Below are 24,383 nucleotides of genomic sequence, written 5' to 3' on the forward strand. Positions count from 1 at the left end.
TATTAATCAAAACAAGGATTTTTAAGCTGGCTGAAGAAATAGTAAAATAAGGCAAATTTAAATATGGGATGTGATATATATGGCAGCAGAAGATTTTAGCGATAAAACGATGCGATTTAAAATTAATAAAGAAGAATTAAGTGAAGCAGCATTTGTGCTGGGAAAAGTTGCAAAAGCCCTAGAAGAAAAGGGTTATAATCCTATTAACCAAATTGTTGGCTATTTACTTTCAGGAGATCCTGCTTATATAACCAGCTATAAGGATGCTAGAACAATGATTAGAACTATTGATCGAGATGAAATAATAGAAGAGTTATTATGCAGTTATTTAGATAAGTAGGAATAATAGCTTAAAGGCAGCTGGATTTTTTCAGCTGCTAATTTTTTTAGCTAAAATTGAGTAAATTGCTTAGTTATTTAAACTTAATTTGCTTATTGCTTCAAATAATTATATAATACCATATTGAAGAAAGAAAATTGGAGGCAGGAGATTTGAGAATTTTAGGTATAGATTATGGTAATAAAAGAGTGGGTATTGCAGTTAGTGATGCTCTTGGTTGGACAGCTCAACCATTAGTAACCCTAAAGATGAATGGTCATCAAAAACTATTGGTCGAGATAAAAAAATATATAGATAAATATGATGTTGAAAAAATTATAGTAGGTATGCCTTATAATCTTGATGGCTCAAGAGGTAAAAGAGCAGAAATAACTCAGGCTTTTATCAATTTTTTAAATAACCAGCTTGAGATTCCAATTCAGATTCAAGATGAAAGATTGACTACAAAACAGGCTCAAAACATATTATTAGAAGCAGATGTTAGTCGTCAGGGAAGAAAAAAGGTTATTGACAAATTAGCTGCCTCTTTAATTTTACAATCTTATTTAGATTCTTTATAATTTATTAATCTGTTCTAAAAAATAAATTATTAATAGAACATAAAAAAGGAAAGGAGAATTATTATGAGTAATGGTAAATTTTGGATTGACGAAAAGAAAAAAGAATTAGTTTTATCAGATGAGACTGGTGAAAGCAGATTTATTATTGAAGAAGATATGATAATTGATGGAGTAAAATATTTAATTATTGTTGATGCTAGAGCTGATGAAAATGCTGATGGAACAGTTGTTAAGATTTTAAATGAAGGTGAAGAAGAAATTATAGCTCCAGTAGAAGAAAAAGAAGAATTCGAAAAAGTAAAAGCTCAATATTTAGAAAACATTGAGTAATGATTACTTTAAAGCAACTAGATTCAATAATGACTAAAATTTATTTTTGATTAAGGGAGGAAGAGTTTGAAGTTGAAAAAAATTGCTTTTTTATTTTTAATTTTTATTTTAAGTTTAAGTCTTTTTTTAAAGTTAGATTCTTTAATAGAGCCAGTTGATCAAGTTAATCCTAAACAAGTTAGGATTAAAATTGAGGCTGGAATGAGTGGCAGAGCAATAGCTGATCGCTTAGAAGAAAAAGGAGTTATTAAATCTTCTAAGGTCTTCTATTTTTTATTAAGACTTAAAAAGATAAATAATCTGCGTACAGGTTATTATCAAATTTCAACTTCAAACACTCTTTTAGAAATAATAACTAAAATCCAAACTGGCAAAGAAGAAGAATTTAAAATTACTATTCCAGAGGGTTTTACTTTTGATGAAATTATAACTAGATTTTCAGAACTTGATTTTCCTAATTATGAATCTCAAAAATTAAAACAAGAAATTTATCAGCTGTTGCCAAAATTAAAAGAAGAGCTAAATTTTAAAGCAAATATTATAAAGTCAGAATTAATTTATCCAGTTGAAGGAATAATTATTCCTACAACTTATAAATTTCCACTTAGTTATCAGGAAGCAGACATTGTAAATTATTTGGTCAAATATTTTATTAAAAATAGGGTTCCAGTTTTAAAAAAAGCAGCAAAGAACAATAAATTTTCTGCTTATGAACTGCTAATTATTGCTTCTCTAATTGAAGAAGAAGGTAAAATAGATTCTGAAAATGAAATTATTGCTTCTGTAATTTATAATCGCTTAGCTAAAAAAATGCCACTTCAGTTAGATGCTACAGTGCAATATGCTTTAGCAGAAAGAACAAAAAGAGTTCTTTATTCTGATTTAGAAGTTGATTCACCTTATAATACTTATAAAATAAAAGAACTGCCACCAACTCCAATAGCAAGTCCAGGTGCTAAAGCTCTCAAGGCAGCTATTAATCCAGCTGCTACAAATTATTTGTTTTATTTTGCTCAAGCAGATGGGAGCCATATTTTTAGCAGAAATTATCAAGAGCATTTAAATAAACAGAGACAAAGAAATTAAAAGGAAGTAGATTATGAAAATTACTGATATCAACAATAAATTTTCAAAGCAAAATTATATAGAAGCTGAATTTAAAGAACTTGAAAAAGAATGTTTAAAAAATAGAATTCCAATTATTGATCGAGATGCAGCGGATTTATTAAAATTGCAATTAAAAATTAAAAATCCTAAAAAAATATTAGAAATTGGAACTGCTTGTGGATTCTCAACTCTTTTATTAGCTAAATATAGTTCGGCTGAAACTTTAATTACTGGAATTGAATTAAAACAGGCAAGATTTAGAGAAGCTAAGAAAAATTTTGAGAAATTTAATTATCAAAAAAAAATTAACTTAAAAGCTGGAGATGCTTTTGATGTCTTAATGTATTTAAAAGGGAATTATGATTTTATTTTTTTGGATGCTGCCAAAGGGCAGTATTTTTATCTTTTTGAATATTTAATGGAGCTATTAGCTCCAGGAGGAATTTTAATTTCTGATAATGTGATGTATCAAGGGCAAGTACTTGCTGAAGGTGAAACAAGACATAAAATAAGAACAATGGTTACTAATTTAAAAAAATACTTAAAATTAATTATGAACCATCCTGAGTTAGACTCAACAATTGTAACAGCTGGGGATGGAGTCGCAATTAGCAGGAGGAAAGATATAAATGAATAAAATTGAACTATTAGCACCCGCAGGAAATTTAGAGAAATTAAAAACTGCTATTTTATTTGGAGCAGATGCTGTATATTGTGGAGGTTTAAATTTTGGCTTAAGAGCTGGAGCTGATAATTTTAGTGTAGAAGAGCTTAAGCAGGGAATTGAATTTGCTCATCAAAGAGATAAGAGAGTTTATATGACTTTAAATATGATTCCACATAATGAAGAATTGGCTCAACTTCCAGAATATATAGAAAAAATTAAAGTTCTTAATTTAGATGCTTTAATAATCTCTGATCCAGGTGTTTTTGCTTTTGTTAAAAAAGAAATACCAGAAATGGAAATTCATATTAGTACTCAAGCAAATAATGTTAATTGGGCTTCAGCGCTTTTTTGGGCTGAGCAAGGAGCTGAGCGGATTATTTTGGCAAGAGAGCTTAGCCGGGCTGAGTTAAAAGAAATTTCTCGAAAAACTAAAAATAAGGTTGAATTAGAATATTTTGTACATGGTGCAATGTGCATTTCATATTCAGGCCGCTGTTTACTAAGTAATTATTTTGTCGGAAGAGATGCTAATAAAGGTGATTGTGCTCAATCATGTCGTTGGCAGTATCATTTAGTTGAAGAAAAAAGACCAGGAGAATATTATCCAATTAAAGAAAATGAAAAAGGTACTTTTATTATGAATTCACGTGATTTGAATTTAGCAGCTGAAATTCCTGAGTTAATAGAATTAGGTTTAAGCAGTTTAAAAATCGAAGGTAGGATGAAAAGTGTTCATTATACAGCAACTGTTATTAATACTTACCGCCAGTTAATTGATCAGTATTATAAAGATCCAGTTAATTTTGAAGCTGATCCAGAATTATTAGCAGAACTTAGAAAAATCAGTCATCGCGATTATACTAAGGGTTTTTATTATGGTGAACCTGGAGCAGAAGGACAGAGATATGAAAGTTCTTCTTATTTAAGAACTTACGATTTTATGGGAGTTGTTAAGGAATATAATAGTGAAAAAGAAGAAGCAGTTGTTGAAGTTAGAAATAAAATTTTTAAAGGTGATAAATTAGAATTAATTGTTCCTGGACAAAAAACTTTTACAATTACAGCTACTTATTTAATTAATGCTGAAGATCAAAAAATTGAAGCAGCTCCTCATCCGAAACAATTAATAAAAATACCAATTAAAAAGAAAATCCCAGTGGGTTCCTTGCTGAGACGTCAAAAGGAGAATTAAGATGGAAAATACTCTAAAATTAAGATATAAAGTTGATCCCAAACAGATCAATTATATAGATATGATAATTAAAGCTTACGAAGGTATAGGAATTGTAAATGTTGATCATGATAAAAAGGGAGAAATTTGGATTGATGTTACAAGAGGAACTAAAAAAGAAGTAAAAGCAGTTATGGAAGATTTAGGCAAACAATTTACAGTAGAATTAATTTCTGAACCTTAAATTTGTTAAAATTTTCTTTGTAAAATAGGAACATTTGACATTAAGTCAGTAATTGTTTATGATTAAGTTAACAATTAATTATAATTCTTAATAAGCAATTACTGTTTTGTTTTTAAAAGGGAGGAAGTTTATATTATAGATTTAACTAGTAGTTTACAAGAAGGAGGTAATTTATAATGCTGGGAAAAACTAAGTTTATGGTCTCGGTTATGTTACTTCTTATAATGGTGTCTTTTGTTAGTGTAGAAAAAGTAGATGCTCTGGAATTAGCTGAATTTGGTAGTAGAATAATGCAGAGTGGAGATGAAGGAATAGATGTAGCAGTTTTACAGCAGAGATTAAAAAAATTAAATTATTATGTGGGTAGTGTAGATGGAATTTATGGTCAAGCAACAATTGAAGCTGTTAAAAAGTTTCAAGCTGATAAAGGGCTTCCAGTTGACGGAGTTTTTGGTCAAAGAGCTTTAAAAATAATACCTGATTTAGAAGTGAATTTAGATTATAATATTTCTAGAGATGATATTATACTTTTAGCAAGAATTATTCATGGTGAAGCTCGGGGAGAAGACTTTAGAGGTAAGGTTGCAGTAGGTTCTGTTATTTTAAATAGGATTAAAAGTGATAAATTTCCAGATACAATTAGAGATGTTATTTTACAAAAAGGACAGTTTAGTAGTTTAATGGATGGTCAGGCTAATTATTATCCAGGAGAAGAAGAATTACAGGCAGCTAGAGCTGCTCTTTTAGGATTTGATCCTACTTTAGGTTCTATTTTCTTTTATAATCCAGAAGTAGCGACAAATACAGCTTGGATATCTCAAAGGAACTTTGTGACAAGAATTGGTGGCCATGTATTTTTAAGATAAACAAAAAAACAGCACTTTAAAGTGCTGTTTTTTTATAATAGATATATCCAAATTTTGTTATTAAGATGAATTTTATTGATCTTTTTCAAGTTCTTTCATATTGTCCATACATTCGCCACAGATTGTTCTGCCTTTGTACTCGATAGTATCATCTGCACTACCACAAAAGATACAAGCTGGCTCATATTTTTTCAAAATTATTTTTTCCTCGTCGACAAAAATCTCCATCGGATCCTTTTTGTTAATATTCATAGTTTTTCTGAGTTCAATTGGAATTACCATTCTACCCAAATCATCAATTTTGCGAACGATACCAGTGGATTTCATGTTAATTCTCCTTTCTTAACAAATTTCGACAAATTATTCTTATTTATTACATTATATAATTATTTAGACTGATAGTCAATAGCCAAATCTTATTTTTTTAAGTAAAAAATGGATATTTACTTTAAAAAAATAAAAATAATTATTAATATCTACTCTAATTTATGATAAACTAAAATTAGTAATTTAAAAGAGGTGTTATAAATGGAAAAATTAAAAGATAAATTTAAGCGAAAATTAGCAGAAAATAATTATAAATTAACAAAACAAAGAGAAATGATTTTAGAGACAATTTTAACCAAAGAAAACTGGCATTTTACGGCAGAAGAACTTTTTTCTGCTGTTCGAGAAAAAGATAAAGATATTGGCATGGCGACAATTTATCGAACTTTGGAATTGATGCAGAATCTAAATATTGTTCATGTGTTAGACTTTAATGATGATTCTAGAAAATATGAGATATATTTAGAGGAAACACATCACCATCACTTAATTTGTAAAAATTGTGGGAAGTTAATTGAGTTTAGTGATCAAGATATAAATTATTTTGAGTCAGAATTAGAAGAAAAATATGGATTTGAGATTACTGAACATAAGTTAAGATTTTATGGATATTGTGATAAGTGTAAAAAATGAAATTAATTTTAAACAGGATTTTTATTATTAATCAAGAATAATATATATAGGACGGAATGAGAGGTAGGTTGAGATATGAAAGAAATAAAAAATTGTTTAAAAGACTTAATTGTATTTCAGAATCTGGACCCAGAAGAGTTAGAAATGTTATGTGAAAATTCTTATGCAAAATTATATGAAAAAGATGAAGTTATCTTTTTTGAAAATGATAGTGTTAAAAAATTGTATTTTTTAGTTAAAGGTAAAGTTAAGCTTTCTATGCTGTCAGCAGCAGGTAAAGAAAAAGTATTAACTATTTTACAAGAAGGAGATATTTTTGGAGAATTATCTCTTTTTGATGAGGATCCTCATCCTTTAACTGCTGAAGTAATGTCTGATGCTCGCTTATTAATTATTCCTTGGAATGAGATGGAGCGAATGATTATTGAAAGACCTTCACTTGCAATTAAAATTATAGAGGCACTTTCTAAAAAAACTAGACTTTTAACTAGCCAAGTTAGAGAATTAGTTTTTCAAGATGCTGCTGGACGTTTAGCTAGTTTACTTTCTCGACTTGCGGATGATTTTGGCCGTGAAATTGAATTGGGAACAGTTATTGACTTAGTTTTAACTCACCAGGAGATTGCTAATTTGATTGGTTCTTCTAGAGTTACAGTGACAAAATTGATTAACCGTTTTATAGATGAAGGAATGATTATCATTAAAAAGAGAAAAATTATTATTAAGGATTTTGAGTCACTGGGAGAAAGGTTACAAACGCTTTTATAAGTACAATAATCTTTTGAGCAGTTGGTTTTAAAATACATAGATACACGCTGGTATTTAATCAACTGGCGTGTTTTAATTTGTTTATAATGTAAATGATTATTTTATTTATAATTTTAGGAGGTAGAAGATGAGTATTTTTATACCAAATAATGAAACAAATTTATATGGTTTATTAGGCAGAGATTTAAGCCATTCTATTTCTCCATCTTTACATAATAATGGATTTAGAGACTTAAATATTAATGCAGTTTATTTGATGTTAGAAAGTAAAGAAAAAGATTTAGCAAACTATATAGACTCTTTAAAAACTCTAGGTTTTTCCGGCTGGAATGTAACTCTTCCTTATAAAGAAGCTATTATTCCTTATTTAAACGGATTTTCCTCTTTAGCTAGAGCTTCTGGAGCAGTAAATACAGTTTTAAATAGAAGAGGCCGCTTAACTGGTTATAATACTGATGTAATTGGTTTTCAACGTCAAATTGAAGAATCTGGTGTTAAGGTCAAAAACAAAAAAGCAGTTGTTATTGGAGCTGGTGGAGGAGCAAGGGCAGTAATTGCAGCTTTAGTTCAGCTAAAATTAGCAGAAATAATGATTATTAATCGTAGTGTTGATCAGGCTGAAAAGTTAGCTGGACTTTTTAGAGAAGAAAATCCAGAACAAAATTTTGATTTTTGCAGCTTAGAAGAAAATGAATATGCTTCTTATTTAAAAACAGCTGATTTAGTAGTTGATACAACACCAGTAGGAATGTATAATTGCCAAATAGAAAAAGAATTAGTTATTAATCCTGATTATTTAAATGAAAATCAATTAGTGATTGATTTAGTTTATAATCCTTTAAAAACTAAAATTTTAGCAGAAGCCGAAAAAAGAGGTGCTCAGATTGGAAATGGTTTACCAACTCTAATTTATCAAGCAGAGGCATCTTTTAAACTTTGGACACAAGAAATGCCACCTAAGAAAAAATGGTATCAGATAGCAGAAAAGGCTGTTAAAAAAATAAAAGAAAAAGCAGCAGCAGCTGAAATTGAAAAATAATAAAAATTTATAAGAAATTTGTAGACTTTTGTCGGATAATAGATTATAATAGGATTAAAATTAGATTAAAATAAAATAAAAAGCAAAACAACCTAAAGGTTGTTACGCAAAAACATAGGTCTAAAGCTTTTAAGCCATGACTGTTATGTCTGCCTCAGGTAAAATTGCCAGTGTAAATTAATGCACAATGGCAATTTTTTTCTATCTAAGCTTAATTTTATAAAATTAAGCAGGAATTAGTATTTAAATCAAGAATTTTATGGTTAGGAACTATAAATACTAAATTTTATTTGAAAATAAATTATGAGAAAATACATTGGGGGTGGAAGTTCTATGGCCAAAAAAAGAGTTAAATTAGGTGAGTTACTAGTAGAACATGAATATATAACTGCTAAAGAATTAAAAGAGGCTTTAAATAAATTAGATAATACAGATAAAAAAATTGGTGAAGTTTTAGTTGAATTAGGATATGTTAAAGAAGAAGATTTAATTGAAGTTTTAGAATTTCAGCGCGGAATTCCTCATGCAGATCTGGATAAATATTTCTTTGATCCTTCTTTAGCAGAATTAATTCCGGAAAATATTGCCAGACGTTATTTAGCAGTACCTATGGAAAAAAGTAGTCAAGGTAAGTTAAAAGTTGTAATGGCAGATCCAACTGATTTAGTTGCAATTGATGATTTAGAGATGTTAAGTAATTTTAGTGTAGAACCTCTTTATGGAGCACCAAAACAAATTAGAGCTGCTATTGATAGACTATATGGTAGTGATGAAATAGATATTTCTAATATTTTTGCGGATTTTGATTTAGAAGATTTAGAAGAAGTTTCTGATAATCAAGATGAAGAAATTTATGAAGAAGAACAATTAAGGGAAATGGTTGATGAGGCTCCAATTATTAAACTAGCTAATTATATAATTAGTAAGGCATATCAAAAAGGAGCAAGTGATATTCATATTGAGCCTGAAGAAGATAAAATAAGGGTTAGGTTTAGAATTGATGGAGTTTTGAAAAAAGAAATGACTGCCCCTAAATCTTCACACAGAGCTTTGGTTTCTAGAATTAAAATTATAGCCAATTTAGATATTACAGAACATCGAGTACCTCAAGATGGCCGGATTAAGATGATTTTTAAAGGTGAAAAACTTGATATGCGAGTTTCAACTTTACCTACGATTAGAGGAGAAAAGGTAGTAATTCGTCTTTTAGCTCAAAATACTAGTTTATTAGATTTAGATAATTTAGGCTTATCAGAATATAATAGAGAAAAATTTGGCAGTTTAATCCAAAAACCAAATGGGGTTTTATTACTAACTGGTCCAACTGGTAGTGGAAAATCAACAACTTTATTTGCTGCTTTAAATGAGTTAAATAGTTCTCAAATTAATATGTTAACAATTGAAGACCCAGTTGAATATCAAATACCAGGAATTAATCAGGTTCAAGCTCAACCTAAAGCTGGTTTAACTTTTGCTAAAACTTTAAGATCTATCTTAAGACAGGATCCTGATATTATAATGATTGGAGAGATGAGAGATCAAGAAACAGCTGAAATTGCTGTGAGATCAGCTTTAACTGGCCATCTAGTTTTTAGTACTCTGCACACTAATGATGCAGTTAGTTCGATAACTAGATTGACAGATATGGGTTTAGCATCTTATTTAGTAGCTGCTTCTTTAAATGGAGTGGTGGCCCAGCGTTTGGTACGCAAATTATGTCCCCACTGTAAGGAAAAAAGAAAATTAGAAAAAACTGATTTAAAATATTTAAATCAACCAGAACTAAAAGAAGCATATTTTGCTGTTGGTTGTGAAAAATGTAATAACACTGGTTATAATGGGAGACTTGCTATTCAAGAAATTTTTGAAATAGATAATCAAGTTAGAGAAATGATTAGTGATAATTATAGTAAAGAAAAAATCAGTGAATACGCAAAATCACAGGGGATGGTAACTTTGAAAGAAGATGGAATAGCAAAGATCAAAAAAGGTGAAACTGATATTTCTGAATTAAGAAGGATTATCTATTAAATTAAGATTGGAGAGTGATCTGTTTGGAATTAAAAAAATTATTAGAAATAGTATCTCAGGATGATCAAATATCTGATCTTCATTTAACAGTTTTTTCACCTCCTTATATTCGCAGAAATGGGAAATTAGAACCATATTCACAATATGAGGGAGAATTAAGTGTTGCAGATACTGAAAATTTTGCTAAAGCAATGATGAATAAAAAACAATACCAGGAGTTTAAAGCTCAAGGAGAATTAGATTTTTCTTATCGAATGCCAGGCACCTCACGTTTTCGAGTTAATGCTTATCATCAAAGAGGAAGTGTTGGAATTGCTTTAAGAATTATTCCAAATCAAGTACCAACAATTGAAGCCATGAACTTGCCTAAAGTTTTAAAAAAACTAGCTTACCAAAGAATGGGTTTAGTTTTAAGTACTGGCCCAACAGGTAGTGGTAAATCTACAACTCAGGCAGCAATTATTAATGAAATAAATAAAAATAGACAGTGTCATATTATGACTTTAGAAGATCCAATTGAATATCTGCATAAACATAATAAGAGTCTTGTTCATCAGCGTGAAGTAGGTAGTGATACTAATAATTTCAAAAGAGGTTTAAGAGCCTGTTTACGCCAAGATCCAGATGTAATTTTAGTTGGAGAAATGAGAGATTTGGAGACTATTCAAATTGCTTTAGAGGCGGCAGAGACGGGTCATTTAGTTTTAGCAACTCTGCATACTAATAGTGCTCCTGCTACTATTGATCGAATAATTGATGTTTTCCCAGCAGCTCAACAAGGACAGATTAGGATTCAATTAGCTTCAGTTATTAGTGCAGTTATAGCTCAACAGTTAATTCCAACTAAAGATCAGAGTGGAAGAGTAGCAGCTTTTGAAATTATGATGGCAACTTCTGCAATTAGAAATATAATTAGAGAAGGGAAGACAAATCAGATTTATTCTGCTATTCAAACTGGTGGTCGTTATCAAATGATTACAATGGATAATTCTCTTTTGAAATTGTACAAGAGAGATAAAATTACTAAAGAATCAGTATTACATCACTGTAATGATATAAAATATGTTAATGAAAAATTGAGATAAATTTAAAATAAAAGTTAAGGAGGTGCAAAATGGCACAACTTTATCAATACAAAGCTCGAGGCCAATCTGGTCAAATTTTAAATGGTAGTTTAGAAGCAGATAGTAGAAAAGAAGTTGCTAAACAATTACGTGAAAAAAATTTACATGCAGTTTCAATTAAAGCTATAAAAGTAGAAACACCTACTAAAAAAGATAAATTTTCTTTATCTATGGATTTAGCAGATATAGACCTTTTTAGTGGTGGCTATAAGATTTCTGAATTAGCTAATTTTGCCCAAAGGCTTTCGGTTTTAATTGCTGCTGGAATTCCTTTAGTTAGATCACTTACAATAATTAAAAATCAATCTAATATTAAACATGAAAAAGAAATGTTAACTCAACTTTTAGCCAAAGTAGAAGCAGGTGAGACTCTATCTTCTGCTTTAGAGGAACAGCCTAAATATTTTCCTAAACTTTTTGTGCATTTAATTAGAGCAGGTGAAACCGGTGGAGTTTTAGATGAAGTTTTAGCAGAACTTGTAGACTATTATCGTAACCGTGATAAAATAAATAAAGAGGTTAAATCAGCTTTATATTATCCGATAACGATTGTTCTTGTAGCTATAGTAGCAGTTTTTATTTTAATGGGTTTTGTACTTCCTAATATTTTAGATATGTTAACTGGTTTTGGGGGGCAAATTCCATTACCAACTAAGATTTTAATTTTTATTAGTAATTTTATTTCTGCTTACTGGTGGTTAATTTTAATTGTTTTAATTATAGCTGGCTTTTTAATAAATGCTTATTTAAAAACTCCAAAGGGAAAACTAAAAAAAGATAGATTAATTTTAAAAATTCCAGTAATTGGTGATTTAGTTAGAAAAGTTGTAATTGCTAGATTTGCAAGCACCTTAGAACTTTTAATTAAGAGTGGAGTAAATATTATTAATGCTTTACCAGTAATTGAAGAAGTAGTTGATAATGAAATTTTTGCAGATGTATTATTAGAAACCAGAATGCGAGTGAGAGAAGGTTCTAGACTTTCAGAGCCAATTAAACAGAGTGGAGAATTTCCACCAATGGTGGTTCAGATGCTTAAAGTTGGAGAAGAAAGTGGTAATATAGAGGATATGTTAAATAAAATTTCCGATTATTATGACCTGGAAGTTGAAAATGCAATTGAGGGCAGTATTTCTCTGATTGAACCGGTAATGATTATCATCTTAGCTGTAATTGTTGGTGGAATTGTTGCTTCTATTATTTTACCACTATTTAGTATTTATAGTAGTTTTTAGATGGAAACAGGTTTTTGTATTCTATTTAATCGTTATTTTTAGTTGAAAAGTTTATAGTTAATCTATAATTTATTTTTTATTAAATTATAGAGGGGGTGAGGCTCAAGAAAAGTGATTTAAAAACTTTATTTAAATTTTAAACTATAATGAGGAGGAAAAAGATATGAAAAAAATAAGAAAAATTTTTAGTGGAAATGAAGGTTTTACTTTAATTGAATTGTTAATTGTTATTGTTATTATTGGTGTGCTGGCAGCGATAGCAGTTCCGAATATTGCAGGATTGGGAGAAGGAGCAGATAAAGAAGCAGTGAGAGCAAATATGAGAACACTTATGGTAGAAATGGAAGCATTTAGGGCCGGACACCCTAACGCTACATTTAGCATTACCGCTGAAAGTGATAGTGATTTATCAGTTACTAGTACTGCAGATAATGGAGATGAATTTTCTAGTGGAGCGGTAGCTTCTTTAAATGATCAGGATATAACATTTGATGATTCAACTCCAGGTAACGCTGAAACTGGTGATAATTATACCATTACGGCATCGTCAGATGCTGGCTGGACTGTTACTATTAGTGATGGTTCAATAACTACTACAACAGATGGTTCCGCTGGTTAATAAAATGATAGAATTAACTAATAATTTTCAGTGAAAATTTGAGGAGGTTAATTATTGAAAATAGATATAAAAACAGCTAAAAAAATTAACCTTCTCTTGATATTATTCATAGTAAATTTAATTCCTATGATTATTCGTTTCTCCTTTCCTATGCATAAAGATGCAACAAAAATCTGGGGCAGTTTTATCAATATCGATTTCTATTCATATTACAAAATGATATTTTTCTTAACTACCTCATTTTTTCTTTTAATTACTTTTCTAAAATATGTCGATCAAAATGGAATTAAAAATACTAATTATTATTATCCAATAGCTATTTATAGTATTTTAGTAGTTTTATCATCTTTTATGTCAGAATATAAAGAAATAGTGATTAAGGGTTTTCCAGATCGTTATGAAAACATATTTGTCTTATTAGGATATTTACTGCTGGTGGTAGTAGCAATTAATGTAATTGATGATCAGAAGTCATTCAAATTAATTTTAAAAGCTTTATTTATTTCAGCTTTTATTTTAGCTATTCATGGTATTTTACAGTTTTATAACTATGATTTATTTGCCACTGAATTTGGTAGAGACTTAATTACACCTGATGGTTTAGAATTTTTTGTTGATCGTTTGAGTTTTATTGATAGAAGAGTTATTTATTCAACCATGTATAATCCCAATTATGTTGGCAGCTATGCTTCAATGGTCGGTATTTTAGTTTTAGGATTATATTTTAGTTCTCAAAAGAGAAAAAGATTACTTTTATTAGGTATTTTTAGTATTTTATTATTTGCTTTTTTAATTGGTTCGCGATCCAGAGCTGGTTATATGGGATTTATTGTAGGAATATTTATTTTGTTATTTATGCAGAGGAAATTTCTAAAAAATCACTGGCAAAGAATAATTGTTATTTTTACAGCTTTTAGCTTAGTTTTTATAACAATGAATGCCAGGAGTTTGGATAGTATTTTTAGTGATGTTTTATTTCCTAAAACAGAAACAGAAAAATATTTAGAGGAAGAAATCTTACCCCCAATAACAGATGTGAGTTCTGAGAATGATAGATTAAATCTGGCAACAGCTGAAGCAGAATTTGACATAATTATGGATTCAGATCAGATTGAAGTTTTAGCTAAAAAGCCAATTAAAGTTTATAACTCAGCCAAAGAAGTTGCAGAAATTATTTTTAAGGGTTATGCAAATCACAGTTTTCAAGTTAATGATCAGGAAAATTATATAGTCTGGAATTATGGAGGCAAAAGTGCTCAATTTCATAATCGGGATGATCAAATATTTATGGCAGGGATGCATAATAACTTATATCCCTTAGTGGAAGCAGAAAGTTGGGGTTTTGAAGGCTATGAGAGACTAGGCTCATCCAGAGGCTATATCTGGTCTCGTACAATACCACTGCTAAAAGACACAATTTTAGTTGGTCATGGTCCTGATACTTATGCTATGTATTTTCCACAGGATGATGTGATAGGGAAATTGAAATTTTTTAGCACCCCGAAGATGATTGTTGATAAACCGCACAATTTATATTTGCAGATAGCAATAAATACAGGGATAATTTCACTTATTGCTTTATTGTGGCTCTGGGGTAAATATCTTTTAAGTTCATTTTTCTTATTTTATCAGAGCAAATTAAATAGCTGGCAAGATAGACTGGGAAGTTCATTAATGGGAGCAGTTAGTGCCTATCTAGTTGCAGGTTTTTTTAATGACAGCGTTATTTCTGTGGCACCGGTTTTTTGGACTTTATTAGGCTTAGGAATATCTTTAAATTCTATTGTAGAAAAATAAAGATTGTAGTGGAGGCTTTATTTATGAACAAAAAAAATAATTTAAATCAAAAAGGTTTTACATTAATAGAATTATTAATAGTAATTGTAATACTTGGAACTTTAGCTTCAATAGCTTTACCCAACTTAATGGGGTTAACAGAAGAAGCTCGTAAAGAAGCAATAACTTTTAATACTAGAACTTTATTAACAGAGATTGAAGTATATAAATTTCAAGAAGGTAACTATCCTGTAGCAGAAAATGCTGAAAACTTTATTTCAAATTTTAGAAATGATTTTAATGCTTTAGAAAGTATTATTCAAGAGCTAGGGATTAGTGATGATAGTCAATACAAGTATGAAAGTGATGGAAATGATTATGTTTTTTCTGTTAAATTACCAAATGATAAATATGTAGGAATTAGTTCAGAAGGTAATTTAGAACAAGATTTAAATCAGCATTTAAAGTTAGAAGAATAATATTTATATAAAAAGATTGGATTGATATTATGATATTTTTAATTTTTGTTTTAGGTTTAATAATTGGTAGTTTCTTAAATGTAGTTATTTATAGGCTTCCTAAAAAAGAATCAATAGTTTATCCAGCTTCTCATTGTCCAAACTGTGGACATGAATTAACACCGCTGGAATTAATACCTGTTTTTAGTTATATTTTTTTAAGAGGAAAGTGTAAAGACTGTGGAGAAAAAATTTCAATCAGATACCCTATTATCGAATTGTTTACTGGCATTATATTTATTATTAATTATATATATTTATCTGATTTAATCATTTTAAGTGCAGGTCTAATTTTTTCTTCTTTATTAATTGTTTTAACGATGATTGATTTTGATCATCAAATATTACCTGATAAATTAACTTTAGGTGGACTTGGAGTTGGCTTAATATTTAGTTTTTTTAGAAGTGATATTAGTTTTCTATTTTCTTTGAGTGGGGTAATAGCAGCTGGCGGTTTATTATTTTCAATTGCCTATTTAAGTAAAGGTGGTATGGGTGGAGGAGATATTAAGATGATGGCTATGGTGGGAAGTTTTGCTGGCCCAATAATTGCTGTTAGTTCTATTTTTTTAGGAGCAGTGATTGCTTTAATAGCTCATTTGCCTGGCATTGTTTCTGGGAAAACTGGCATGAAGACTAAATTACCTTTTGGTCCTTTTTTAGCACTTGCTTCATTTTTATTCTGGATATGGTCAGAAAATTTATTTAATTTGTATATAAACTTATTTCTGTAAATAAAGGGGGCATAAAATGATAAAAAATGATAATTCAGGTTTAACTTTAATTGAAACTATGATTGCTTTGTCCCTTATTATAATTTTAGCAGCAGCTTTTGCTGGTGCTATGGTTACTGGTTTAAAAAGTGAAAAGACAACAAATAGTTTAGATCAAACTGTTAATTTTTCAGCCTCAATTTTTGACCTTTTTAACCAAGATTTTGAAATTATTTTATCAAAGATTGTATTAAATTCAAATAAATATACTAATACTTTAGAAGATTTTAAAAATGAAATTAATAATAGTGCTTTTAATAAAATTTATGATTTTCATACCAAAAAGTTAAATTATAATTCTGATAAATCAAAAATAACAATAGAAAAAATTAATGAAAATTTAAAACTATATAAAGTTCAGTTGATTATTAGTTGGAAAAATGGTAATGAGAATGGTTCATATGAATTAAAAAGTATTTTTGGTGGTTCATATGAATAAAAATAATTGTTTCTTTTATAATAAAGGGATAACTATAATTGAAATTTTAATTACAGTTATGATTCTGGGAGTAGTATTTTCCGTTGCATCCCCAATGATTATTCAAACTTTTAATATTTTTGATAAAAGTTCAATTAGGATAACTCAAAATAGATTAGCTGATCTTATGCTTGAAGATATTAGTACCCATTTTAAATCTGCAATGAGCTATAATGAAAAGAAAATAAATGGATTAAATATTTATGAATTTGAAGCTTATTCACCTCAAAGCGGGAACCAAAAAACTTATAAAATTATTGAAACAGCTAATTCTGAATTAGAATTTAGAGAAAATGGTAATCTAATAAGAAGAATTGAAAATGTTGAAAAATTTAAAATTAATAATGATAATCCTCCTATATATTTTTTAGAATTGAAGATTAATAAAGAAAATGGCGAAAAATTAGAAAAACAGATTAGTTTATATGCACGAAATATTACTAGTGAAGATTAGGTGAATTCACTTGTAACTAAGGGGGCGCTAAAATGACTAACTTAGATAATAAAGGAATGGCTTTAATAATGGTTTTATTAATGATTATTGTAGTAGGAGGCTTAAGTGGAGCTCTATTAATTGCTTATAATAGTAATATTAATCAGAGCAGTAATCAGGCGACCCAAACAAAAGCTTTTTATGCTGCAGAAGGAGGGATAAATTATTTAGATGCTAGAATTTATGAATTAAATACTGAAGAAAATGATTTACCTTCTTTTTATTTGGGAAAAGGACCATTTCAAAAAAGATATGAAACTGTTGTTGAAGAAATTGAAAAATTAAATAATAGTTTAGTTATTTCAGACTTTAATATTAGCTATAAAGTTCCAGAAAATCACAAAAAAGAGAATAGTTTTGTAGTTGAAGTAATTGCTGATAATAGTAATTTTTCTGAAAAAATTGAAGTAACTTATAAATTGGCATCTAAAGGACTTGCGTTTTTTGCTCATACTTTAGCAGCAAGAACAATTGAAATGAATGGAAATTTAGTTTTAAGGGGTAATTATCCTGAAGAAGGATCATATCCACTAATTGCTACATCAGAAAATAGTCAAAATGCGGATATAAATAAATCTAATGTTGATTTACAAGAATTAAGAGGTTGGTGGATTTTTAAAAATTGGGAATCATTAACAGGATATCAATATGATCAAGCATATAATAATACTTTTCAATTTTATGGAGATGGAGATGATGAATTATATTTACCTGAAGATAATGATGCAAATGATTTTAAAGAATATGTAAGAAGTATTAATTTCCGAGAGGTATTAAAACAAAATGGAATTACTGATTATATTATTGGAGAAGATGAGGAAGGAAATCCGATAACTGTTTCTTTAGATCAATTTGAAATTCCAACTGAAAATGAAGAAATTTTATATAATATTACAGATATTAATCCAGAAATGGACTCAAACAAGTTAGATTCAAGTTCTTTTCAGGGCATATTTCCTGATAGTTTGAACGGTTTTTATGAAGATTTTGATGATTTACAAAGATTTTCGAATTCTAATACAGGCCCTTATATTTATATAGAAAATTTTGATTTTAGTCCTAAGAGGAATAGAGATTATAAAATTGATTTTACAAATATTAAGTCTGTAGAAAATAATGAGAATGAATCTGGAGTTGTTCAATTATATATTGATGATAATATTGATTTTTCAGAAACCACTAAAAATATTTATTTTGCGTCTCGAGATGAAAAAAGTGTTTTAGTTCAATCAGGAGGCTCAGAAATAAATCTTGATAATAACCGTATTTTATATTATTCATCAGGTGCTGAAGGTAGGATTAAGAGTATTGCATATTATGCACCTAATGCTGAAATGAAAATTTCTGGTAATATGCCTGGTACAGGTTGGGGACAATCATATAATGTTAAAAAAATAATTGTAGAAGATGATGTTACATTTCCCCCAATGGTTTATGATCCTGAAAAATCTGGCTTATATGGTAATATTCATCCAGATATTGGAGGCTATTTTGAAGAAGATCAAGAAGAATTATATTCAAATAAAGCACCCGGTGAAGTATTTAAAGTGAATTGGAAAACAATTAAATAATATTTATATTAACTAGAAAGGAGCTGATCAAATGGCAGTAAGCCCATTATCTCTAATCAGGGGAATAAAATACACAAGCATTGATTTTGGTCATAATAGTATTAAATATCTAAATAGTAGAGTAAAAAATGGGAAATTTAAATTACTTGCTTCTGGACGTCGAGAAATTCCTACAGGTACAATTGAAAACGGTAAAGTTATTGATACTCATCTGTTAACTAAAATAGTGGGAGATATTTTTGATGAAAAAAATATGAATCCAGGTGTTTTATTAGTTACACCTGCTCCTGGTCAAGAATTTGTTAGAAATATCAAAATGCCTAAAATGCCAAAAGAAGAATTACAAGAAGCTTTAATATGGGAAGTTCAGGATTTTTTAGATTTAGAGCCAGAAGAAATAGCTTTAGATTATATTGTTTTAGAAGAAAAAGCTGAAGAATTAGATTTATTGGTGACAGTTATCTCTAAAGAGGTATTAAATAGTTATCTAGAGTTATTTAATAATAATATGCTAAAAGTTAAGGTTTTTAATTTAGAAGACATGGCTTTGATCTCACTTTTAGCAGCGTCTAATCAACTAACAGATCCAGCTTTAATTTTAGATATAGGTACAAATAAATCTAAAATATTAATAGCAGCTAAAAACAAATTTTATCTTAGCCGAGAAGTTGGAACTTCAGCCCAAGACTTTACTAATCTTTTTTTAGAAGGAGAAGCTGATTATCAAAAAGCTGAAATTAGAAAAAAGAAATTTAAATTTTTTCCAGAACAAGCAGAAGAAACAGAGGAACCAGAAAATTTAGATTTAATGCTTTCTGAAATAGAGACCACTAAAACTATTCAAAAACAAGTTAAGAATTTAGCAGATGAAATTATTTTTGAAATAAATAGATCTTTAGAATATCATAATGAAAGATATGCTGATAGCTCAGTCAACAAATTATATTTAACTGGAGGCGGTCTGCTTTTAAATGGATTAGTAGATTATTTTAAAACTGAGCTTGATAATGAAATAGCATTAATCAAGCCTTTAGAAAAATTTTATTTAGCAGATAATATCAATCAGATCAATAATTATTTTTTAGCCACTACTGCTGGTACAATTATTAGTGAGGTGAAGCATAATGAGAGTTAACCTCCTGGAAAAAGATGCAAGTATTAAAGTTGAATGGGTAGAAATTTTAGTTGTTTTATTAATTATTTTGATTTTCACTTTACCTATTGTTCATTTTTATCTTAATTATATTGAAGTTCAAAATTTAAAACAACGCCGCATTAATTGGGAAACAAGGTTAAAAGCAATGGAACCAGAATTAGCCCATTATCAAAATCTAAAAAAAGAAATAGATAATTTTAAACTGCCAGCTAAAGTAGAACTGGAAAAATATAATGTATATCCATTTTTCTTAGAATTTGCCAAAATAATCGAAGGAGAAATTAGTTTTAATAATTTAGATTATAATAGTGGACAAATAAATATCCAAGGTAGAGCAGATGATATTAATTCCTTATTAGACTTTTCTGCTCGAATTTTTGATTCAGAAGTTTTTTCTCTTATTTCTTTAGAAAGATTTGAAAAAAATAATAAATTAGAATTCAATCTAGTATTAAAACTTGATAATAGGCAAAAGGATGTGATTTATAATGAGTAATTTATCAAAAAGGGAAAAAATATTACTTTTTATTCTTCTGATAACTATAGTTATAGTTGCCTATTATTACTTGCTGTATCAACCAATTAAAAGCCAGCAGTCTAATTTAAAAAATCAAATAACTAATATTCAAACGGAATATAGTAATAATTTAGCTAAAGTAAATAAAATCGATACTTTAGAATCAGATTTAGCTGCTTTAAAAAAGAAACGTAAAGAACGCCTAAATATAGTTATAAGAGAAGCAGAAGAAGTATTAGCAGCAATTAATTTTTTTGCTAATCAAAGTGGAATTGAAATTAAAAGTTATCAAAAAAATCAGGCTAAAAATGGATATCCTTTTACTTTCAATCTAGAAGGAAATTATTTTGGACTATTAGGCTTTTTTAAAATGCTTGATAACTGGGACTATAGATTAGTTGTGGAAAATTTATCTGCCGAAAGTATTCAGCCTGGTCAAGATAAAATAAATTTAAGTATCAATTTATTTTATCACCAAGCAGATGATTTAAAAGCTTTTAAAGAAAGTAAAGAGAGGTGATTTAAATGAAATTTTTAAAAATATTATTTCTGCTTTGCTTGATAATGTTAATTAGTATTAATGTTTTTGCTTTAGAGCTTGAGGTTGAATCACAATTAAATGATTTTGTTCAATCTAATCTTTTAGTAGAGCTGGAAAAAGAAAATTTAAAAAACCCATTTTTTATAAAAAAAGAAAAAGTAGAATCTGATTTCAAAAAAACTTTAGACTTAGGTTTAAAAGCTAATCAAAAAGAAAGCAAGATAATTAAAGAGAATAAAGAGCAGCAATTAGATGAGCAAAAAAATAATTATAATCCTGAAATTAAAATAAATGGTGTTCTTAGAAGCTCTAATTCTAAATTAGCTTTACTTGTTAATTATAAAAATCAGAGTGAAATAATTAAAATTGGGGAGAGCTTGGATAGTTATAAGCTAATAAGTTATCAAGCTGGGGAAGCCACTTTTATAAATCAGGGAGAAAAATTTAAAGTAATATATTAAATTTTAGTTAATATTGATTGGAGGCGGAATTATGTTAAATATAAAAAAAATTTCTATTATATTTTTAATTTTAATAATAACTTTTTCACTAGCAGCTACTGCAGCACCAGAAACTAAAATAGAAAATATGAATTTTAAAAATGCAGAACTGATTGATGTTTTAAGAACTATTGCAGAAGTAGCAAATGTTAATTTAATTACTGATGGCCAGGTTGCTGGTCAAATAACTGTTAATTTAAAGAATATAACTTTTAAAAAAGCTTTAGATCTAATAACTCAGAGTAAGGGTATTGATTATAAATGGGATCAAAATACAGTTGTAGTCGCTCCAACTGATAGATTAGAAAGTATTTATGCTAATTTAAAAACAGAATTTGTCAAAGTTAATTCTAATGACTTTGATAATATAGGTACTATAATTAAAGAAATTTTTCCAGAAACCCAAATAACTTTAGATCCGACTAGAAGACAGTTTATATTAAAAGGAGAAAAAGAAAATTTAGTTGAAGTAAAAGAAATGATTGATAGTTTAGATTCAGAACAAAATAAAAATAATTTTGATGGTCAAAGTTCTAAGACAGCTGCTATAAAAGAGTTAGCAGCTTATAGTGAGAGTTATCAAGTTTTAAATGCTGAATTAGAAGATTTAAAGTCAAAATTAAGAACTGTAAATACAGGCTTAGATTATAAAGTTAATTCATTGACTGAAACAATGACTATTAGTGGTAATAAAAAAGAAGTTAAAGAAGCTATTTCAATGGCAAAAACTTATGATCAAAGTTTAGAACCAGAAACAAGAAATATTAGAGTTGATTATGTAGATACTGAACAAATAAGTGAGATAGTAGGCAAGTTTTATCCAGAAATTAAATTGCATGTTAATGCTAAACGAAAAGAAATTATCATTAATGGAGCTAAAAATAAACTTGATGGTGTTGAAGAATTAATAAATGAAATAAATAAACCACAATATCAAGTAGTTATTGAAACTAGGGTTGAAGAAATATCATCAGATTTTTCTAGAGAATTAGGAATTGATCATACTGATGGTGGTATTTTTAATATTATAAAAGAATCAACTAATAATGCTGATGGAGAAAGTTATAAAATAGAAAAATTAGATTATAGCTGGCCAGATGTTTTTAAAGCTCTTGATACTTCTACAGATACTAAGACTTTAGCTAGCCCTAAATTAATGACTTTAAATGGGGAAGAGGCTAATCTTTCTATTTTAGAAGAGAAGCCTTATAAAGTTGTAAATACAGATTCAAATGGAGAAAAAACTACCAGTTGGGAATATGCAGAAGCTGGTGTTGAATTAACTTTCACTCCCTGGATTAGCAAAAATAATGAAATTGAATTAGAAATTGCTCCTACAGTTAGTAGTTTTAGTGAAATAGCTGATTCACAAACAGGAGAAGGCGAATCTCCTCCTCCAGCTAAAAAAAGTAGAAGTGTAGAAACAACTTTAAGATTAAAAGATAATGAAACATTTGCTGTAGGTGGTTTAATTCAGACAGATAAAGAAGGGAAAATTACTAAAATTCCTTTATTAGGAGATTTACCACTTTTTGGTGAATTATTTAAATTTAGAGAGCCCAGTGACTCTACAAATGAGTTAATAATTTTTGTTACTCCTCATATTATTAAATATGGTGATGAAATAACAAATAAAAATATTATTAATCCTGAAAACGAAAAATTAGCTCCAGAAATACAAAAAGAAATAAAATTAAAAAATAATAAAGAAAATCAGGCAAAATTAGAGCAAGAAAAAACCAAAGAAGAAATAATAAAAGAATATCTAGAAAAAAGAAGTGAGAATAGAAAAGAAATTTTAAACTCTCTTAAAACAAATAAAGATAAAAAAGAATATCAAGATTTAACTCCTGCAGAATTAGAAGAAATTTTAGCAGATTAAATTAAAGAGGCTGAGTAAGTTAATCAGCCTCTTTTTAATTTTTTGAAATCAAAAATATATGATATACTAAATTTAATCTTTAAAAAATACTGCAAATTATAATAATTAGTGTAAATTACTGGAGGTTTTTAGAATATGGAAAAAACTATTTATAAATTAAGAGCTTTTACAGAAAATATTAATGGTGGTAACCCAGCTGGAGTTGTTTTAAATGCTGATTCTTTGACTAAAAATGAAATGTTAGTTATTGCTAAAAAAGTAGGTTATTCTGAAACTGCTTTTATAATGAATTCTAAGCAAGCTGATTTTAAACTTAGATTTTTCACTCCTACTGCTGAAGTAGATTTATGTGGTCATGCAACAATAGCTGCTTTTAATTTATTAAGAGATTTAGGGATTATAAGTACTGGCGAATATTTGCAAGAAACTAAAGCTGGGATTTTAAAAATTAAAGTTAAGGCAGAATCTGTTTATATGGAGCAAAACAAGGCTGAATATTTTGAGGTGATAAATAAAGCTGAAATAAAAGCTTGTTTTAAAAGTGAAACTGAAAATTATTTAGGAGAAATGCCAATTCAAATTGTTTCCACAGGACTTAAAGATATTATCGTATTTATTAAAGACTTAGAAACTCTATTGAATTTAGAACCTAGACAAAAAAAGATTAAAAAAATTAGTGAAAAATATGATGTTGTAGGAATTCATGCCTTTAGCTTAGAGACTATAAATGATTTTGAGGCACATGCAAGAAACTTTGCTCCTAGATATGGAATTGATGAAGAAGCTGCAACAGGAACTTCAAATTGTGCTTTAGCTTGTTATTTAAAGAAATATTTACCAAATAAATTTGCAAATAATTTTACTATTGAACAGGGCTATAGTATGGAAAGTCCTTCTCAAATAAAAATTAAATTAGTAACTAAGCTGGAGCAATTAAAAGCAGTTTATGTTGGTGGGAAAGCAGTTCTAATTTTACCTGAGCTGTAACTGGTTAAATTTTAATCTGAGCTGAACTTAAGTTTTAGGGAGGGGATACTAATTAAATTTAACAAAGATTATTTTAAAAAGAAGATAACAGTTAATATAGGTTTAATTTTATTTGTAATATTATTGGCCC

General features: G+C 28.5%; 28 protein-coding genes and 1 riboswitch. Of the genes, 27 read left to right on the forward strand and 1 reads right to left on the reverse strand.

Annotation, left to right across the window (positions count from 1 at the left end):
• Positions 1 to 79: 79 nt before the first annotated feature.
• The 8 genes from HPRAE_RS04290 (at position 80) to HPRAE_RS04325 (ending at position 5,285) form a co-directional block, all read left to right on the forward strand.
• Positions 80 to 340 carry an IreB family regulatory phosphoprotein gene (locus HPRAE_RS04290; protein ID WP_014553014.1) on the forward strand — a complete coding sequence of 87 codons (261 nt, stop codon included), beginning with the start codon at positions 80 to 82 and terminating at the stop codon, positions 338 to 340.
• A 152-nt stretch (positions 341 to 492) separates the two neighbouring features.
• A complete protein-coding gene (gene ruvX, locus HPRAE_RS04295) occupies positions 493 to 900 on the forward strand; it encodes a Holliday junction resolvase RuvX (RefSeq protein ID WP_014553015.1) in 408 nt (135 codons plus the stop codon).
• Positions 901 to 963: 63 nt separating this feature from the next.
• On the forward strand, positions 964 to 1,230 hold the full coding sequence (locus tag HPRAE_RS04300) for a hypothetical protein (RefSeq protein ID WP_014553016.1): 267 nt from the start codon (positions 964 to 966) through the stop codon (positions 1,228 to 1,230).
• Between the two features lie 66 nt (positions 1,231 to 1,296).
• Positions 1,297 to 2,316: an endolytic transglycosylase MltG gene (mltG, locus tag HPRAE_RS04305; protein ID WP_014553017.1), complete on the forward strand. Its 1,020-nt coding sequence runs from the start codon at positions 1,297 to 1,299 to the stop codon at positions 2,314 to 2,316.
• 13 nt (positions 2,317 to 2,329) lie between these two features.
• Positions 2,330 to 2,974 (forward strand): O-methyltransferase, encoded by a 645-nt coding sequence (locus HPRAE_RS04310; RefSeq protein ID WP_014553018.1) that lies wholly within the window; start codon positions 2,330 to 2,332, stop codon positions 2,972 to 2,974.
• A complete protein-coding gene (locus HPRAE_RS04315; RefSeq protein WP_014553019.1) occupies positions 2,967 to 4,196 on the forward strand; it encodes a peptidase U32 family protein in 1,230 nt (409 codons plus the stop codon). Before HPRAE_RS04310 ends, HPRAE_RS04315 begins: the two co-directional genes overlap by 8 nt.
• 1 nt (position 4,197) lies before the next feature.
• Entirely contained in the window at positions 4,198 to 4,419 is a 222-nt protein-coding gene (locus tag HPRAE_RS04320; RefSeq protein ID WP_014553020.1) for a DUF4911 domain-containing protein, read from the forward strand.
• A gap of 176 nt (positions 4,420 to 4,595) precedes the next feature.
• The gene (locus HPRAE_RS04325; protein WP_014553021.1) at positions 4,596 to 5,285 is read left to right on the forward strand and encodes a cell wall hydrolase; all 690 of its coding nucleotides are present in this window, start codon (positions 4,596 to 4,598) and stop codon (positions 5,283 to 5,285) included.
• Between the two features lie 72 nt (positions 5,286 to 5,357).
• Here HPRAE_RS04325 and HPRAE_RS04330 read toward each other — a convergent pair whose 3' ends face one another.
• Complete coding sequence (locus HPRAE_RS04330) at positions 5,358 to 5,612, reverse strand: AbrB/MazE/SpoVT family DNA-binding domain-containing protein (RefSeq protein WP_014553022.1); 255 nt, start codon at positions 5,610 to 5,612, stop codon at positions 5,358 to 5,360.
• Positions 5,613 to 5,813: 201 nt separating this feature from the next.
• On the opposite strand from HPRAE_RS04330, the gene HPRAE_RS04335 reads away from it, so the two are divergent.
• The 19 genes from HPRAE_RS04335 (at position 5,814) to HPRAE_RS04425 (ending at position 24,253) form a co-directional block, all read left to right on the forward strand.
• Positions 5,814 to 6,245 (forward strand): Fur family transcriptional regulator, encoded by a 432-nt coding sequence (locus HPRAE_RS04335; protein WP_014553023.1) that lies wholly within the window; start codon positions 5,814 to 5,816, stop codon positions 6,243 to 6,245.
• A 75-nt stretch (positions 6,246 to 6,320) separates the two neighbouring features.
• Positions 6,321 to 7,013 (forward strand): Crp/Fnr family transcriptional regulator, encoded by a 693-nt coding sequence (locus tag HPRAE_RS04340; protein WP_014553024.1) that lies wholly within the window; start codon positions 6,321 to 6,323, stop codon positions 7,011 to 7,013.
• A gap of 127 nt (positions 7,014 to 7,140) precedes the next feature.
• A complete protein-coding gene (locus tag HPRAE_RS04345; protein ID WP_014553025.1) occupies positions 7,141 to 8,052 on the forward strand; it encodes a shikimate dehydrogenase in 912 nt (303 codons plus the stop codon).
• A gap of 71 nt (positions 8,053 to 8,123) precedes the next feature.
• Positions 8,124 to 8,209: riboswitch (cyclic di-GMP riboswitch) on the forward strand.
• Between the two features lie 176 nt (positions 8,210 to 8,385).
• On the forward strand, positions 8,386 to 10,083 hold the full coding sequence (locus tag HPRAE_RS04350) for a GspE/PulE family protein (RefSeq protein ID WP_014553026.1): 1,698 nt from the start codon (positions 8,386 to 8,388) through the stop codon (positions 10,081 to 10,083).
• Between the two features lie 23 nt (positions 10,084 to 10,106).
• Entirely contained in the window at positions 10,107 to 11,168 is a 1,062-nt protein-coding gene (locus HPRAE_RS04355) for a type IV pilus twitching motility protein PilT (protein WP_014553027.1), read from the forward strand.
• Positions 11,169 to 11,197: 29 nt separating this feature from the next.
• Complete coding sequence (locus HPRAE_RS04360; RefSeq protein ID WP_014553028.1) at positions 11,198 to 12,442, forward strand: type II secretion system F family protein; 1,245 nt, start codon at positions 11,198 to 11,200, stop codon at positions 12,440 to 12,442.
• A 163-nt stretch (positions 12,443 to 12,605) separates the two neighbouring features.
• On the forward strand, positions 12,606 to 13,061 hold the full coding sequence (locus HPRAE_RS04365) for a prepilin-type N-terminal cleavage/methylation domain-containing protein (RefSeq protein WP_014553029.1): 456 nt from the start codon (positions 12,606 to 12,608) through the stop codon (positions 13,059 to 13,061).
• A 54-nt stretch (positions 13,062 to 13,115) separates the two neighbouring features.
• Complete coding sequence (locus HPRAE_RS04370) at positions 13,116 to 14,858, forward strand: O-antigen ligase family protein (protein ID WP_014553030.1); 1,743 nt, start codon at positions 13,116 to 13,118, stop codon at positions 14,856 to 14,858.
• Positions 14,859 to 14,881: 23 nt separating this feature from the next.
• Positions 14,882 to 15,316, forward strand: coding sequence for a type II secretion system protein (locus tag HPRAE_RS11310; RefSeq protein ID WP_014553031.1), 435 nt, complete (start codon positions 14,882 to 14,884; stop codon positions 15,314 to 15,316).
• A gap of 29 nt (positions 15,317 to 15,345) precedes the next feature.
• Positions 15,346 to 16,089 carry a prepilin peptidase gene (locus tag HPRAE_RS04380; protein ID WP_014553032.1) on the forward strand — a complete coding sequence of 248 codons (744 nt, stop codon included), beginning with the start codon at positions 15,346 to 15,348 and terminating at the stop codon, positions 16,087 to 16,089.
• Positions 16,090 to 16,105: 16 nt separating this feature from the next.
• Positions 16,106 to 16,567 (forward strand): PulJ/GspJ family protein, encoded by a 462-nt coding sequence (locus HPRAE_RS04385; RefSeq protein WP_014553033.1) that lies wholly within the window; start codon positions 16,106 to 16,108, stop codon positions 16,565 to 16,567.
• The gene (locus tag HPRAE_RS04390; protein ID WP_014553034.1) at positions 16,560 to 17,060 is read left to right on the forward strand and encodes a pilus assembly FimT family protein; all 501 of its coding nucleotides are present in this window, start codon (positions 16,560 to 16,562) and stop codon (positions 17,058 to 17,060) included. Before HPRAE_RS04385 ends, HPRAE_RS04390 begins: the two co-directional genes overlap by 8 nt.
• 32 nt (positions 17,061 to 17,092) lie before the next feature.
• Positions 17,093 to 18,670: a pilus assembly PilX N-terminal domain-containing protein gene (locus HPRAE_RS04395; RefSeq protein ID WP_014553035.1), complete on the forward strand. Its 1,578-nt coding sequence runs from the start codon at positions 17,093 to 17,095 to the stop codon at positions 18,668 to 18,670.
• A gap of 31 nt (positions 18,671 to 18,701) precedes the next feature.
• Entirely contained in the window at positions 18,702 to 19,805 is a 1,104-nt protein-coding gene (gene pilM / locus HPRAE_RS04400; protein WP_014553036.1) for a pilus assembly protein PilM, read from the forward strand.
• A complete protein-coding gene (locus HPRAE_RS04405; RefSeq protein WP_014553037.1) occupies positions 19,795 to 20,322 on the forward strand; it encodes a PilN domain-containing protein in 528 nt (175 codons plus the stop codon). Before pilM ends, HPRAE_RS04405 begins: the two co-directional genes overlap by 11 nt.
• Positions 20,315 to 20,863 (forward strand): type II secretion system protein GspM, encoded by a 549-nt coding sequence (gspM, locus tag HPRAE_RS04410; RefSeq protein WP_014553038.1) that lies wholly within the window; start codon positions 20,315 to 20,317, stop codon positions 20,861 to 20,863. Before HPRAE_RS04405 ends, gspM begins: the two co-directional genes overlap by 8 nt.
• 5 nt (positions 20,864 to 20,868) lie before the next feature.
• Complete coding sequence (locus HPRAE_RS04415; protein ID WP_014553039.1) at positions 20,869 to 21,345, forward strand: hypothetical protein; 477 nt, start codon at positions 20,869 to 20,871, stop codon at positions 21,343 to 21,345.
• Positions 21,346 to 21,376: 31 nt separating this feature from the next.
• Complete coding sequence (locus HPRAE_RS04420) at positions 21,377 to 23,266, forward strand: type II secretion system protein GspD (RefSeq protein WP_014553040.1); 1,890 nt, start codon at positions 21,377 to 21,379, stop codon at positions 23,264 to 23,266.
• Positions 23,267 to 23,401: 135 nt separating this feature from the next.
• A complete protein-coding gene (locus tag HPRAE_RS04425; protein WP_014553041.1) occupies positions 23,402 to 24,253 on the forward strand; it encodes a PhzF family phenazine biosynthesis protein in 852 nt (283 codons plus the stop codon).
• Positions 24,254 to 24,383: the final 130 nt, after the last annotated feature.

It is taken from the genome of Halanaerobium praevalens DSM 2228 (genome assembly GCF_000165465.1).
GTDB lineage: Bacteria > Bacillota > Halanaerobiia > Halanaerobiales > Halanaerobiaceae > Halanaerobium > Halanaerobium praevalens.

What these genes read in the sequence shown, in the direction of transcription:
- HPRAE_RS04290 (WP_014553014.1), top strand. Translation starts at nt 80, where the DNA reads ATGGCAGCAGAAGATTTTAGCGATAAAACGATGCGATTTAAAATTAAT.
- HPRAE_RS04300 (WP_014553016.1), top strand. Translation starts at nt 964, where the DNA reads ATGAGTAATGGTAAATTTTGGATTGACGAAAAGAAAAAAGAATTAGTT.
- HPRAE_RS04310 (WP_014553018.1), top strand. Translation starts at nt 2,330, where the DNA reads ATGAAAATTACTGATATCAACAATAAATTTTCAAAGCAAAATTATATA.
- HPRAE_RS04315 (WP_014553019.1), top strand. Translation starts at nt 2,967, where the DNA reads ATGAATAAAATTGAACTATTAGCACCCGCAGGAAATTTAGAGAAATTA.
- HPRAE_RS04320 (WP_014553020.1), top strand. Translation starts at nt 4,198, where the DNA reads ATGGAAAATACTCTAAAATTAAGATATAAAGTTGATCCCAAACAGATC.
- HPRAE_RS04325 (WP_014553021.1), top strand. Translation starts at nt 4,596, where the DNA reads ATGCTGGGAAAAACTAAGTTTATGGTCTCGGTTATGTTACTTCTTATA.
- HPRAE_RS04330 (WP_014553022.1), bottom strand. Translation starts at nt 5,612, where the DNA reads ATGAAATCCACTGGTATCGTTCGCAAAATTGATGATTTGGGTAGAATG.
- HPRAE_RS04335 (WP_014553023.1), top strand. Translation starts at nt 5,814, where the DNA reads ATGGAAAAATTAAAAGATAAATTTAAGCGAAAATTAGCAGAAAATAAT.
- HPRAE_RS04340 (WP_014553024.1), top strand. Translation starts at nt 6,321, where the DNA reads ATGAAAGAAATAAAAAATTGTTTAAAAGACTTAATTGTATTTCAGAAT.
- HPRAE_RS04345 (WP_014553025.1), top strand. Translation starts at nt 7,141, where the DNA reads ATGAGTATTTTTATACCAAATAATGAAACAAATTTATATGGTTTATTA.
- HPRAE_RS04350 (WP_014553026.1), top strand. Translation starts at nt 8,386, where the DNA reads ATGGCCAAAAAAAGAGTTAAATTAGGTGAGTTACTAGTAGAACATGAA.
- HPRAE_RS04360 (WP_014553028.1), top strand. Translation starts at nt 11,198, where the DNA reads ATGGCACAACTTTATCAATACAAAGCTCGAGGCCAATCTGGTCAAATT.
- HPRAE_RS04365 (WP_014553029.1), top strand. Translation starts at nt 12,606, where the DNA reads ATGAAAAAAATAAGAAAAATTTTTAGTGGAAATGAAGGTTTTACTTTA.
- HPRAE_RS11310 (WP_014553031.1), top strand. Translation starts at nt 14,882, where the DNA reads ATGAACAAAAAAAATAATTTAAATCAAAAAGGTTTTACATTAATAGAA.
- HPRAE_RS04380 (WP_014553032.1), top strand. Translation starts at nt 15,346, where the DNA reads ATGATATTTTTAATTTTTGTTTTAGGTTTAATAATTGGTAGTTTCTTA.
- HPRAE_RS04385 (WP_014553033.1), top strand. Translation starts at nt 16,106, where the DNA reads ATGATAAAAAATGATAATTCAGGTTTAACTTTAATTGAAACTATGATT.
- HPRAE_RS04390 (WP_014553034.1), top strand. Translation starts at nt 16,560, where the DNA reads ATGAATAAAAATAATTGTTTCTTTTATAATAAAGGGATAACTATAATT.
- HPRAE_RS04395 (WP_014553035.1), top strand. Translation starts at nt 17,093, where the DNA reads ATGACTAACTTAGATAATAAAGGAATGGCTTTAATAATGGTTTTATTA.
- pilM (WP_014553036.1), top strand. Translation starts at nt 18,702, where the DNA reads ATGGCAGTAAGCCCATTATCTCTAATCAGGGGAATAAAATACACAAGC.
- HPRAE_RS04405 (WP_014553037.1), top strand. Translation starts at nt 19,795, where the DNA reads ATGAGAGTTAACCTCCTGGAAAAAGATGCAAGTATTAAAGTTGAATGG.
- gspM (WP_014553038.1), top strand. Translation starts at nt 20,315, where the DNA reads ATGAGTAATTTATCAAAAAGGGAAAAAATATTACTTTTTATTCTTCTG.
- HPRAE_RS04415 (WP_014553039.1), top strand. Translation starts at nt 20,869, where the DNA reads ATGAAATTTTTAAAAATATTATTTCTGCTTTGCTTGATAATGTTAATT.
- HPRAE_RS04420 (WP_014553040.1), top strand. Translation starts at nt 21,377, where the DNA reads ATGTTAAATATAAAAAAAATTTCTATTATATTTTTAATTTTAATAATA.
- HPRAE_RS04425 (WP_014553041.1), top strand. Translation starts at nt 23,402, where the DNA reads ATGGAAAAAACTATTTATAAATTAAGAGCTTTTACAGAAAATATTAAT.